Raw genomic sequence first — 14,437 nt, 5'->3', positions numbered from 1 at the left:
GTTTACCGCCGAGGCCAGATCCCCCTAAATCCCCCTTAAGAAGGGGGACTTTGAGAAGATTCTTGTCCCCCCCTTTTTAAGGGGGGTTAGGGGGGATCAAGGCATTGATAGTCAGCGGTTGAAACCGCATATATACAAACGAAGTCCGTCTCTAAGAGACTGAAGAATAATAAGGACTAAAGTCCTCATTACGAACCTTTAAATCAATCCGAAATTAACGGCGCTAATACTGCTAGTAGAAACACCATTGAGAGAAGCTAAAATCTCCCCTGTTTGTGCAAACCGGATTAATGTTGCACCGCTATCTTGAGCGATCGCCAATTGCGAGAAACTCAACCCGTTACCCAATACTAACAAGTCTTGACCGACTTCAAAATCAGTAATCGTATCAGTACCGGAATTCGTAGATAGTAAGAACTTATCTACTCCCATTCCTCCTATCAAACTATCAATTCCCAAGCCGCCATTCAGCAAATCATCTCCCTTACCTCCGTAAAGAATATCATTACCATCATCGCCATTCAAAATGTCAGCACCACGGTTGCCAAATAAGGCATCATCACCGCTACTTCCCAGGATTGTATCGCTACCTTTGCCACCTAAAAGTGTGTCATTTCCCAGATTTCCGTCGAGGGAATCATTGCCCCTCATGCCCATCAACACATTATTCGCGCTGTCGCCCGTCAGGATATCGTCGCCATTGGTACCGAGAATTGCATTGGGGGAATTGCTGCCCAAATCTGCATCGCCGCTGACAACAGGAGTTGCAATCCCAGCCGGCAATATGACAGCTTCAATTCTGCTATCTAAAGCAGTACCAGTATTGTCAGCAACTAGCTGGTAAATTGGTTTATTTCCCGTACCAACTTCTTTGAAGTCTTGAGTTGTTGGGCCCAAGGCTACTTGTTGGAGGCGGGCAAGTGATTCAGGAATTGATGTTGCTGTTGGGTTGGAGACAGCGGTATCAATGCGCTGATTTGCTGTTGCCATTACTGTCGCGGATTGCGAGGTAATTTGGCTGACTTGTTGAGTGTTGAAACTGGGGTCTATTTGCTGGATTTTCGCGGCAGTTTGCTGAATGATTGGTTCTAAAGCGGCTGCATTGCTGAGGTTTAAGACTGTACCGGATTGAATTTGAGCCGTCATGGAACTGACAACAGCCTTGACAATATCGGTATTGAGTGCACTGGATGCACCGTCAATCAAAGCGCTGGTTTGGGTGATGAAGTTTTGGACTTTCACCATTGCTGCTAAGACTTGGACTCCGCCGGGTTGGTTGTTGTTGGTAGCTTCTATGGGGTCTAAGCTAGTTAAGTCAACATCGGCGGGGAGAGAAAGGGCGGCTTTGACTAAAGATTGTGCTGATTCTGGTTCAATTCCTTTGTCGATTAAGTCGGCTATTAAGGTGGTTAGGAGGGTGACTACACTCGCATCTGGTGGTGCGGTGACTGGTGTTTCTAGGGGTAAGCCGGTGGCGGTGTCAATGCCTCCTATGGCTACTAGATTGCCTTCTGATGGGTCGATTTCTCCGTTGTTGTTGGTGTCGAATGTCTCGAAGGGGATGTTGAGATTGAATTTTCCGCCTGAATCGGTTGTGGTGGATGGTTCGTTGGTATCGAGGACGGCGTTTTTGTTGGCATCGAGGAAGACAGTTGCACCAGAAATGTAGCCGTCAATCACCCAGGTATCTCCGTTGTTGTTCACTACGTGGATTTCCTGGCTGGCACTTGCACCATAAGGGTCTGTTGCTGTTAACTTGGCGTAGAAGCCATCCCAGTTGCTTGGGGGAGTTCCGGTGAACTTGATGGTGTTTGTGGCAGAGTTAAACGACAATCCAAGCCAACGGCTGTTCGGATTGCTCTGTAATAAGCTGCCGTCAGACCGGGTTAGTGTGTAGGTGAGTAGGTCGCCATCCGGGTCTGTGTAGACGTTAGGAACGTCTACATTGAGAGCAGTGTACGTACCGCCTAGGTTAATCTGCATTTCTGGAGGACGATTCACACCTGGCGGGTAGTTGGGCTCGTTGTCCGCGATCGTCACAGTAGCACTAGAGGACTCGCCTATCTTGCTGTTGTAGTTGCTGATAGGATCTAAGCTGATAAACACTTTCTCGTCGCCTTCTACGAGGCTGTCGTTGTAGACATCCACATCTATGTTGACGCTGCCCTTACCTGCTGGAATTGTGATCATGTTGCTGCCAGACAGGGTGAAAGGCAAGGCCTGACGAGGTTGGGAGGGCTGACTCGACTCGGAGTCGGAAAACAATTGGTAATCTCCATACATACCGATACCGGGTATGGCAGTGTTGCTTGGAATATCTAATAGATTATCGAACTTGTAGTAGACATTCAGCGGATTAGCTAGGTTGCCACCAGTACGGGTAATGGTGAATTTTCCGGGATTCGCGGTCGCGGGTTCCTCCCAACGTGTTTCTGCCGCATTAGCATCGGTAGCGGTGATAGTGAGGGTTGGTTTGATATCGGGGGCAACAAAACTTTTTACTTCGGAAAAAGGTGAACCCGCCCAAGCACTGTCGATCGCCTGTACACTCCAGTAATAAGTTTGTCCAGGGATTAAGTTATCTGGTTTTAACAGCCAACCAGGCGAGTAGTAGTTGCTGCTGCTGTTGGCTTGGTTCACATTCCCCAACTGCACTACTTGCCGAGTCCCATTATCCAGGGACATCGGGCCAACAATGTACTCTTTAATAGGGTCGCCACCGGGAGTGGGATTGGGACGAGTAGTCCAAACTCGCAGATTGTAGCTTAAACCCTGATTTGGAGTTTGAGCGTCGAGCTGATTTCCCAATCCTCCGGGCAAACTTAAGATAACTCCTTCCTGAGTAATCTGATGGGAATTTAAACCTTCAGGTGCAGAGGGTTGCGTGTTCGGTTCAGGGGTATCGTTGCGGTAGATTTTGACAAAGCTGCCACTCCCAGATGAATCAGTTGTCGTGAGTGCAATATCTAGTCTTCCATCATTGTTGTAGTCTCCCCAAGAGGCCGCCGCGCCGGCAACATTATTAGGTAGCGTTGGATCGTCGATGGGTTTAAAAGAGCCAAGGTCATCTTGTTGGTAAACTTTGGCGAGCCCACCCGAATTATTCCTTTCTGTCAGCAGAATATCGAGATCACCATCATTGTCTTCATCTCCCCAAGCACCGAAACCAGCATCAGGTCCCGATGGAATCAGACGATCCTCAAACTTAGTCTCTTGATAGTTGCTTTTGTTCAGAAGCACCCTGGTAAAGCTAGGACCCTGCTTTGTACCTGTAAGCAAGATATCCAGTTGTCCATCACTGTTGGAGTCTCCCCATGCACCGTAATTAATAGGTTCGTTAGGGTTTTGATTTTGCAGGAGTGGCTTGTTCTCTTCGGTAAAGCCATTGCCAGTGTTGCGATACAATTTTGCGACGTATGCTGAACCGGTGTCGCCTGCCAGCAAGATATCGGGTTTGCCATCGTTGTTGTAGTCTCCCCAGGCGGCATTGCCAATAACACCCGGCAAGTTAACCCCAGTCTCCTCCTCAAAGGTAAGGGCGTAGTTAAAGATACTGCCGTTGTTAAAACCAATGGGTTCGTTGCGGAACACTTTGGCGATGTATCCTGAACTCGTGTCACCTGTGAGTACGAGATCCTTTCTGCCATCGTTGTTGTAGTCTCCCCAAGCTGCGGAACCGTTGAAAATACCAGGCAGCTTTACCCTCGTGTCTAGAGTAAATTTAGTGGGGTCGATCGAGGTTGGGTTATAGGGAAGAGTGCTATCAACCCTTTGGTTCCGGTACAGTCTGGTGATGGGGGTGTAGGGCGAACCGGGGGTGGAGTTGTCTTGTGGAGGAGTATCAATTACCCCTGTGAGCAAGATATCGAGATCACCATCATTGTCGCTGTCTCCCCACGTAGCAGAAGGTTTGGAATCATGACTCTTCCCATTTTCCTGGATCACACCTCCATAAACGGTAGGCAGCCCTATATCAATTGGTTTAAAGCCTTGCTCACGTTCGTTGCTGTACACTTTCGGGATGTATTGCGATCGGGGAAAAGAAAGTGAGTAGTTTTCTAAACTACCTCCTTCCATTACCAATAGATCCAAATCGCCGTCATTGTCGTAGTCTCCCCAAGCATTAGCGCCGACAAAACCAGGTGTCGTCAGAGCGCCGCCCCCATACCGAGCATTAGATCTCGGTCTTACCAAGGGAATTTCCTGATATCTCGGTATTGCGATCGGGAATGGGTTTGTGCCACCTGTTCCTGTAGTGACTGGTGTCGGTGCAACTGGTGTCGGCGGTACTGGATCGACGGCGACTGGTGTCGGTGCAACTGGTGTCGGCGGTATTGGATCGACTGCGACTGGTGTCGGAGGTATTGGATCGACTGCGACTGGTGTCGGTGCAACTGGTGTCGGCGGTACTGGATCGACTGCGACTGGTGTCGGTGCAACTGGTGTCGGTGCAACTGGATCGACTGCGACTGGTGTCGGCGGTAGTGGATCGACTGCGACTGGTGTCGGTGCAACTGGTGTCGGCGGTATTGGTGTCGGCGGTATTGGATCGACTGCGACTGGTGTCGGTGCAACTGGTGTCGGCGGTACTGGATCGACTGCGACTGGTGTCGGCGGTACTGGATCGACTGCGACTGGTGTCGGTGCAACTGGTGTCGGCGGTACTGGATCGACTGCGACTGGTGTCGGCGTCGGCGCTACATCGTTATCAGCGATCGCCACTGTCACGCCCGGAATCCCGATCGCACTATACTTAGTATCAGCACTCTGGGCCGTATGAGAAATACTGCCTGTATGATTTCCTTCAACAATCGCATCGTCTGTAGCCGTTACAGTCACTGGTTTCGCGACATTCCAGTTAGTAGAGTCGAAGGTAACATCAGCGATCGCATTAATTTGATTGCCATTGGCGAAACTAATCGTCACAGGCGCGCTCGGCACAGAAGTTAGTTGAACGCTGTAACTGCCAGTAGCACCGCCTTCGGTAGCAGTTGTACTCGTAGGTGAAATACTCACGCCTGCGGTATCGTTGTCAGCAATCGTGGCAGTCACAGGAGAAATCGTCAGCGCATTATACTTAGTATCGGTGCTGGCAGAAGTGTGAGCGATCGTGCCGCTGCGGGTTCCTTGGGCTGTGCTGTCATCGATCGCACTAACAGTGACAGTCCGATCCACATTCCAGTTAGTGCTGTCAAAAGTAATTGCGGCGATCGCATTTATTTGATCCCCTGTAGCGAAACTAACCGTCACAGGCGCGATCGGCTGGGATTTTAACTTAACCCTGTACGTGCCCGCACCGCCTTCGGTAGCAGTTGTACTCGTTGGTGAAATACTCACGCCTGCGGTATCGTTGTCAGCAATGGTGGCAGTCACAGGAGAAATCGTCAGCCCATTATACAAAGTATCGGTACTGACAGAAGTGTGAGTAATCGTGCCGCTGCGGGTTCCTTGGGCGATGCTGTCCTCGATCGCACTAACGGTCACATTTTGAGCAACATTCCAATTACTGGGGGTGAAAGTCAGAGGTGCGATCGCACTAATTTGAGTCCCAGTGTCAAAATTAATCGTAACGTTGGCAGCAGGTGCGGTAGTCAAAACCACGCCGTAGGTAGCCGTTGCACCGCCTTCAGCAATATTTGTACTGCCTGCCGATTGCACGATGGAAACACCGGGACTATCGTTATCAGTAATCGAAGCCGTCACATCGGGCATCGCTTTGGCGTTATAACTGGCATCGGTACTGGTAACTGTGTGAGCGATCGTACCGCTGTGGGTTCCTTGTGCTAGATTGTCGTCGATCGCACTAACAGTGACAGTTTGATCGACATTCCAGTTAGTGCTGTCAAAAGTAATCGGTGTGGCGATCGGGCTAATTGCATTGCCAGTATTAAAGCTAATGTTAACGGGTGCCGTCGGTTGCGAAGTTAGCTTGACTTTGTAACTGCCAGTTGCGCCGCCTTCTGTAGCAGTGATGTTCGTAGGTGCAATGCTGAAACCGGCAGTGTCATCATTTTTGATGGTAGTTGTCGCAGTTGCAGCAGTAAAGGTAGGTGTCGGCCCCGGTGCAACAGGATTCGACAGCGTAACCGCAACAGTTTCGTCAGGTTCAACTAATCCGTCGCCTACCACATTTAATGTGATAGTTTTAGATGTTTCACCCACAGCAAAATTGATTGTGCCGCTAATACCCGTTGCCCCAGAAGTGCCGCCGATGTTGTTGTAGTCGCTGACGTTTGTAGCAGTTCCTCCTATTGCATAATTTACGCTACTCGCTACACCAGTGCCACCGCTGCGAGTCACGGTAAAAGTCAGAGGAGTTGTGCCGCTGTTACCTTCGGGAATGCTTGCAATATCGGCGGCTACAGCGTAAGAAACACTACCGTTGGCTGCAATATTTAATGTTGTTTGTTTGGTTGTACCTGCAACGCCACCCGTGATTGTGCCAAAGTTGAGGATTGCGGTTTCGGTGTTTTCAGGGAGATTGTCGGGTTTGATAGTAACTGCAACATTCTGGGTGAGTGCGGCACCTGTTGCACCTGCGGGGAATGTAATCGAGGTTGGGGAAATAGTGTAGTCAGAATTTTGTGTGGCACTGCTGCTGGGGTCGATCGCAATTGGTACAGTTACATCAGCAAAAGGAGTGCCGGCGCTGAGAGTAACGGGAATATTAACTACTGTATCCGTAGTTCCTTCTGTACCGCTGTAAGTTGCAGTACCGAAATTAACTGTATTGGGTGTATTCACCAGAATTGAAACGTTGTCTGAACCAAAGTTGGTCACTGCTAAATCTGGCAAACCGTCCCCGTTCAAATCCTTTGCAGTAACAGCACTAGGAGTTGATCCCGCATCTAAATCAGCAGTCTTGGTAAATGTGCCGTCGCCATTTCCCAACAGAGTTGAAACCTTGTTATTGTTCACGACAGCCAAATCTTGCTTGGAGTCACCGTTGAGATCCGCAACGGTGAGGAAACTGGGACTCGAACCCACTGGAATTTCCGTAGTAGTAAAGCCTCCACTACCATTTCCCAGCAGAATAGAGATGCTTTGAGACTCGAAATTCGTCACAGCCAAGTCGGGAAAGGAGTCATTGTTAAACTTACCCACAGCGATAGAATATGGCCGCGACCCTACTGTAATATTATTGGCAGCGCCAAAACTCCCACTGCCATTCCCCAGTAAAATTGAAACGCTGTTAGAACTACTAGGTTGAGTGCTTGTCACAGCCAAGTCCTTTGTGCCGTTGCCGTCAAAGTCATCAACGGCAATAGATTCAGGAACTTTTGCTACCAAAAAGTTTTGAGGAGGTGCAAAAGTGCCATCAATATTTTGCAAGAGAATTGAGACGACACCATTAGTATTGGTGGAACCCGTGGCGCGATAACTAGCCAGAGCTAAGTCTGTCCTGCCATCACCATTAAAATCTTCCGCAGCAATGTATTGAGCCACAATCAGCGAGTCGAAAGATAGATTGAGGGGAGCACCGAAGCCAGTGCTACTCCCAAGAAATATTGAGACAGAACCATTGCTATTATCTACAACCAAGTCGTCATAGTTATCTGGATTAAATTTAGCAACAGCGAGGGCTTTTCTTCCCCGTGGCAAAAGAGTAGCGGTGCCAAAGCTACCCGTGCCATTTCCTAACAGAATTGATGTGCCATAAACGCCGCTAGAAGCGCTGCCAGTAGCGGCACTGTTCGCCACAGCTAAGTCCTTTATTCCGTCGCCGTTAAAATCACCGACACCGACGAAGACAGGATTTGAACCTACGGGAAAGTTTGTTGCCGCACCAAAACTATTCAAAACGTACTCGTAGCCTGCTAATACTTCGGGTGCAAATACCAGCGGCGTTTCAATTTTCCCGGTTCTCACTTCCAGTTCCCAGTCGCCGCCTTTGGCTACACTTCCCGTGAGGTTTTTGGAAGCTGCAACCGAGGCCCCGGTTAACTCACTCAAGCGTTTGACAAATGCTTTTCCTGTCTCGCCTGCTGCTACTGAGCATCCGTACAGCAGGATATTAGGTCGATTTTTGCCGATCGAGTCGGTTTGTGGCGAAAACCATTGCTGTAGAGAATCTCGATCGCACTCTATACCATCTAAACTAAAGCGAACGTCGCCGAGTTGCAAACTACCCGGAGCACCGTGAGAAACGATGTGAATGCTGTCAATATTAGTACGAAGAGCTAAAATTTGAGTAATTTGGTCGATCGCATCCCGGTTCCCATCCAAAACGACTACTTCCGTACCCGGTTTTACCCCAGCGACTAAACTTTGATAATTTTCTACTTGAGTGTCGATAAAGGCGATCGCACATCCTGAAACTTGATTATTTAAATTTGGCATAATACACCTATTGATAGCTAAAAAAAGACAATGATTTCCCTGTTTCGCGACTTGCATCCGAAACACTTTCTGAAGGTTGTAGTAACCATAACTATTTTTTCAGAGAATTTTTATAAAGTTTTCTTTATAAACACCTATTTAATTAAAGTTGTGATGAAGATGGGGAAATTTATTAAGTAATATTGCGGATGAGCGAGTGCGAGGTGGATGACATAACACAAAAACACTTCAATAGCAAGTGTGATGATACTGAAATATTAAGAGCGGGATTTTTGATAGATATCTGCGATCGGGTTCCGCCGTTCGTTTCAACCCTGGCGGACTTTCGGGCAAGGGTGGGGGCGGGTTTTAGAGATAATTGTTAGGCAATTATCTCGTAAACCCGCCCCTAAAACTTATTCGTTACCATCTTTACGGGCGATTCCCTAGAGGATAGCTTCGCACGCGCGGACTTACTTCAAATTCGCATCTATCCCCCCTAAAATCCCCTCAGCTTGCCCGCACAAAGCAGCGTGACAGCAACCGTTACTCGCCAACAATCCCCCCCACTGACTCACATCTCCCCGGTTATATTGCAAAGCAGAACCGTCAAAACGAGTAAATCGGCCGCCCGCTTCCGTCAAAATTAATTCCGGTGCCGCTAAATCCCAATCTTTGGGCGCAGACTTTCCCGAAAGCGCAATATAAACATCCGCTTTTTGTTCCACAATTGTCGCAATTTTACAGCCGATACTGCCGACAGCTATTTGATTTTGACAAGGCAGTTTTTGTAACAATTGATTAAAGCGATCGTCTCGGTGAGTGCGGCTGGTTACTATAGATAAATCTGCCACTATATTTCGCGCAGAAACCTGCAATTTTACCGCAGAACCGCCCCGATTTTCCATAAAAGCGCCAGCATTTTGTACCGCGTAATAAATTTTTTGCTGTTCGGGCCAAGCCACCACTGCTAATATCGGTCTTCCCTCGAATGCTAAAGCAATGTGAACGGCAAATTCCCCTGTCCTGTCAATAAAATCTCGCGTTCCATCCAAAGGGTCAATAATCCAAACCCAACTTTGAGGTAAGGGAATTTGACCGTTGGTTTTTAAATAAGATTTGTAAGTTTCCTCGCTGAGATAGCCAAATTCTGCATTTCCTAAAGCCGATTGCAATTCGTCGAGAATGTAAGAATTGACAGCGACATCGGCGGCGGTGACGGGGCCATCTTTTTTCTCTTGGATGTCGAGGTTAGGAGTGTTGGAGTCCTGGCGATAGTAGGATTGTAGGATATCTGATGCACTCCAGGCGATCGATCGGGCAATTTCGCTGATTTCTTCGAGAGTTTTCATGAATTTCTTTTTTTTGAACCGCAGATAAACGCCGATTAACGCAGATTTCTGTAGGGGCGGTGCCCCCGTGCCCGCCCCTGGGAACTATACATTTACTCGTTCCCAGGCAGAGCATGGGAATGCCTATTCGGAGGCTCTGCCTCCTTCTTCCTGTTGGCAAAATCAGGCGCAGAGCTTTCCTTTTCCTATTAGTAGAATCGGAGGCAGAGCCTCTAGATATGCGTTACCAGGCAGAGCATAGTAACGAGAGATTACCAATTAATATGAGGATATTTCCATTCATAATAATTGGGAAACACAAAATTAGTAAACGAAACCGAAATACTAACTTCCAAGGATTTTACATGATGCCACCAACCGACAGGAATAAAGATAGCTTCTCCCGGTTCCAAAATCACTTCAATAATTTTTGCATCTCTGTAAAGCGGGTATTTGTCATAATCGGGATTTTCGCCGTCAACTTTGCTGAAAACGCCGACATGATTGTACAGCAGAGGTGTTTGCTGCGGAGAAATCAATTTAATTAGTTTGCGGCCCGACACTTGCGCTAAAATTAAATTAACTGGGTCGTGGTGCAGCGGTGTAATCGTGCCTTTCGGGCCGAACCAAAAGAAAACTCTGCCTTTTGTATCCGTTGGGTTTAGGTATTCTGGGAATATTTCAATGTCGTTAAATAGCGGTTTAAATTCCTCTCTTTCCAGAGTTTGGTTGTTAGCAACCATGTAGTAGTCGTTGCTAGGCCCGCCCTTGACCACCATCTCTACATATTTGCGGAACAAAACAATTTTTTTGTGATTTTCAATCTTGATTTCGTAATTAGGGTCTGAGTTGCGGTTGGCTTGAATTTGTACCTCTGCATCGCCGTATTTTTGCTGCAAATACTCCGGCGTCCACAACTGCAATGCTTTCCAGTTGTGCATGATGTTGGTAATAATTACGGGAGTATTTTTGGCGTAGTAATTTTCGAGAAAATACTCTCGGGAAAGACTGCTTTTGCGTTCGATTGTGCCAAACTTGGAAGACAATGCAGCTAATTGATTGTTAATTCTGAGATGCGATTCTAATTTCTGCAATAACTGCACGTAATGGCTGCCTGCTTGAAAGTAGGGATGAGATGAGATTTCCCTAACTTCTGCGGTGGCTGTTTCCGCATCTATGCCGGTACTTATTAGCGCTTGAATGATTTCTGCGTCGGGTTGATTTAATAATTTGTTTGCCGCCACCCACTGTTTCATATTGTCGGGGACTTCTTGTTTGCTTGGGGTGAGTAGATTGGGCAAGTTTTGTGTCAGCCATTCTAGGTTAACTTGCTGTTGTTCTGTTAGGGTAATCCGCAAAGGGGGAAGGGTGATACTTAGGGGTTGGGTGTCAGACATGATTCGAGTATGTTGTTTTGGGAGTGTTTTGTGTGACTTTAACTTGTCTTACTAATATAGCAATTTTGTTAACGAACCGCGAAGGCGCTAAGGGCGCGAAGGAAGAGAAGAGGGAAGTTCACAAATTTTTTCGAGGTTGCTGTCAGGATTTTAACTCAGCAAGTGTTCCTAGTTCAAGTTTTCTAGCTTTGATCGGTTTTAACCGGATACTTTGGTTAATTTTAAATTAAAATTAACCCTTATTCATCCAGGCGCGAGTTCCGAAGCTTTTGCAAGAATCGGAAGCGATTTTAGTGGCTGCCGTGAGAGTATCTGTAAAGTTATTTTGCAAAATATAGTGACAGAAAGCTCCGTGAAAGATGTCGCCAGCCCCTAAAGTGTCTGTGGCTTGAATTTGAGGTACTTCTATAGTGCCGTAACTGCCATTGCTGAGGTATGAAATTAATTTTTCGCCGCGAGTGATGGCAATATGGGAAATTCCGGCTGCTGAAAGGTAAGCAAAGACTTGTTCTGAATTGTCGCAGTCGGGCGGATGAAAATTATCGGAACATACCGCCCATTCAACGAAAGGCAATATTTCCTCTAATCCGGGTTTCCAACTGCCACCGTCGAGGACAATGGGAATGTTTTTTGACTTGGCAAGTTGAGCAATTTCTTTGCTGGCTGCGATTTGATGTCCGTCAACCAGTACAATACTAACTGATGTTAAAATATCCGGGTTAATTGTTTGACTGTCAACTTGCGATTTCGTAGCATTGATGGAAATTACAGATCGATCGCCCGTTGCTTCAGTTACAATAATCGAGGAAACTGGCGGCGAGTGCGATCGCCCGGGTTCCCAATCAATTATCCTGACATTATACTCCGCTAAGTCTGCACGAATTAATTGGGCGATCGCGTGAGTGCCCAAAACACCAGCCCATACCGCCGCATTCCCCAAATAGCTAAAAGTCACCGCAGCATTGGCCGCCGGCCCGCCCGCAGCAATGGTACAATCAGAAGCAACAACTTTCTGATTTTCACCCGGAGGCTTCTGGGCCAAATAAACTAAATCTAAAGTCGCCAATCCCAAAAACAATCCCGTTTTCATAAGTTCTTAAATATGTGGCATGGGCGTCCCGCCCGTGCTTTATCTGCGGTTAAAATAAAAAATATCCAAATGCAGCCAAATCCCAATACAGGTAAACTTTACATCGTCGGAACCCCGATCGGCAACCTGGAAGACATGACCTTTCGCGCCATCCGAATCTTGCAAGCAGTAGACTTCATCGCCGCCGAAGATACCCGCCATACAGGCAAACTCTTGCACCATTTTCAAATCAAAACCCCCCAAATCAGCTATCACGAGCACAACCAACACCAGCGACTTCCCGAACTCATCGACAAACTGCATTTAGGCAAAGATATCGCCCTCGTCACAGATGCCGGAATGCCTGGGATTTCTGACCCCGGATACGAGTTAGTCAAAGCTTGCGCCGATGCTAATATTAACATTATTCCGATTCCCGGCCCTACCGCCTGCATTGTTGGCATAACTGCATCAGGATTACCCACAGAAAGATTTGTATTTGAAGGTTTCTTACCCGTGAAAGGCCAAGAACGCCAACAAAGTTTAGAAGCTTTGCAAATAGAATCCCGCACTATAATATTATACGAATCTCCCCACCGATTGCGGCAAACTTTACAAGATTTAGCAAATACTTTGGGAAGCGACAGACAGATTGTGCTGGCGAGAGAGTTAACTAAAATGCACGAAGAGTTTTGGCGTGGTAGTATGGAAAGTGCGATCGAGCTTTACACCAATCGCGAACCCCAGGGAGAATTTACCCTCGTAATAGCCGGTATCCAAACAGCCGCACCAATATTTTCCGAAGACGCCATCAAAGCAGAATTGCAAACATTAATTGCAGAAGGCATAAGTCGTTCCCAAGCCAGCCGCCAGCTAGCGCAACAAACATCCCTCCCCCGCCGCCAAATCTACCAACTCGCCCTCACAATTGGCGACAATGAATCACTAGAACAACCCTTAGATGAATTGTGAAGAACTCTCTTCTCTTCTCCTCTGCGCCCTCTGTGCCCTCTGCGGTTCATAAAAAAAAATCTTGTTCACAAAACAAATAACATTGCTATACAATAATACCAAAAAACTTCTATGGTACGCGGAAACTACGATCGACAAAAGCCATATTTACGAAACCCCCACATCAACAAACCAATCGCCGAAATCTATGCAGACTTAGACGCCTTTAGCTGGGAGATATTTGAAGACCAACCCCACCGCTTCGATACCGTCAGTTTCTACGTCTTGCTTCCCCCGCTGTTTTACGAAGGGCGTTTCATCAAAGGAATTTATTTCAGCGAAGCAGTCGAACTCATCAACAAACTATTTCCCCAACTTTCCTCAGTATTTTTCTCCTTCACCTATTCCCCCGGAATCTCCTATTCCTGGGCCCCCATAGCTGACGCCTATTCGAGTTTATACAAAAACCCGCAGCGGGATAAATGGTTTCGCGAAACTTATCCCGATCGCGCTCACAAACCAATCATACCACTGCAAGACACCGACTTCATCAACGAATACTTAATTTCCCCGCGCAACGTCCTCGCAAAAGACATCGACCTCCTCGCCGTCGCCCGACTCTCCGAAGAAAAAAACTTGCCAATCATAGCCAAAGCCTTAAAAGTTTACCGCCAAAAATATCCGCAAAAACCGATAAAATTAACAGTAGTCACCGGACACGACTTTGATGCTAAAACCATGCAAGGACTCGATGAATACGCTTTAAACGAATGGCGGCAAATCGAGACAATTTTAACCAATCCCTTTGACTACATTAACTTAGTGCCGAGAGTTGACTACTACAGCGAAATACCCACATATTATTCGCGGGCGCAAGCATTCGTCCTCGGTTCCCTCCTCGAAGGAAAAAACCGGGGCATTACCGAAGCAATGAGTTGCAACGTACCAGTAATTTGTTTTGAAGAATTCAACCAATACGCCAGAGGAAACTCGCCAGTTTTCCCCGAAGGTGCGGGTCTTTACGCCAAATTTGACCCGGAATCTCTCGCAGATACTATATATACAGTATTGGAAAATCAAACAGAATTCAAACCGCGATATCAGTATTTAAAGCATTGCGGACGCAAGAACTTTTTCAATACTTGTATAGACAGTTTTCCTTACTATCAGCACAACATTCCCGACTACAAGCCCGGAGATGCGATTAACAATTTGTGGCTGGATTTAGCAGTTCAACAAAATTATCAAGTTAGTTTGAACAGCTTTTTGTACGGAGGTTCTCCCTTGTCTCATATTCGCGGGATAAATGCGATTCAGCACAATCTCGGCGAGTTAACAAAATTCAAATAACATATCAAAATAGCCTGAGT

The 14,437-nt window shown here is 47.1% G+C and carries 6 protein-coding genes; 2 read left to right on the top strand and 4 right to left on the bottom strand.

The annotated features are described in order from the left end of the window. Positions 1 to 198: 198 nt before the first annotated feature. From QUB30_RS05235 to QUB30_RS05220, 4 genes are all read right to left on the bottom strand, one after another. Positions 199 to 8,340, bottom strand: a complete 8,142-nt coding sequence (locus QUB30_RS05235; RefSeq protein ID WP_333330092.1) for a DUF4347 domain-containing protein — start codon at positions 8,338 to 8,340, stop codon at positions 199 to 201. 452 nt (positions 8,341 to 8,792) lie between these two features. Continuing rightward, positions 8,793 to 9,671: an inositol monophosphatase family protein gene (locus QUB30_RS05230; RefSeq protein WP_333330087.1), complete on the bottom strand. Its 879-nt coding sequence runs from the start codon at positions 9,669 to 9,671 to the stop codon at positions 8,793 to 8,795. Between the two features lie 251 nt (positions 9,672 to 9,922). Continuing rightward, positions 9,923 to 11,047, bottom strand: a complete 1,125-nt coding sequence (locus QUB30_RS05225) for a cupin-like domain-containing protein (protein WP_333330084.1) — start codon at positions 11,045 to 11,047, stop codon at positions 9,923 to 9,925. Positions 11,048 to 11,279: 232 nt separating this feature from the next. Then, positions 11,280 to 12,137, bottom strand: coding sequence for a PfkB family carbohydrate kinase (locus QUB30_RS05220; RefSeq protein ID WP_333330080.1), 858 nt, complete (start codon positions 12,135 to 12,137; stop codon positions 11,280 to 11,282). A 69-nt stretch (positions 12,138 to 12,206) separates the two neighbouring features. Here QUB30_RS05220 and rsmI point away from each other — a divergent pair, with 69 nt between their 5' ends. Then, the gene (gene rsmI / locus QUB30_RS05215) at positions 12,207 to 13,088 is read left to right on the top strand and encodes a 16S rRNA (cytidine(1402)-2'-O)-methyltransferase (protein WP_333330075.1); all 882 of its coding nucleotides are present in this window, start codon (positions 12,207 to 12,209) and stop codon (positions 13,086 to 13,088) included. Positions 13,089 to 13,199: 111 nt separating this feature from the next. After that, entirely contained in the window at positions 13,200 to 14,417 is a 1,218-nt protein-coding gene (locus QUB30_RS05210; RefSeq protein ID WP_333330072.1) for a glycosyltransferase, read from the top strand. Positions 14,418 to 14,437 lie beyond the last annotated feature (20 nt).

Source organism: Microcoleus sp. BROC3 (genome assembly GCF_036702515.1).
In the GTDB taxonomy this organism is placed as follows: Bacteria; Cyanobacteriota; Cyanobacteriia; order Cyanobacteriales; family Microcoleaceae; genus Microcoleus.
The sequence above is the reverse complement of the archived record's forward strand: the minus strand, read 5'-3'. Positions and strand labels throughout refer to the sequence as shown.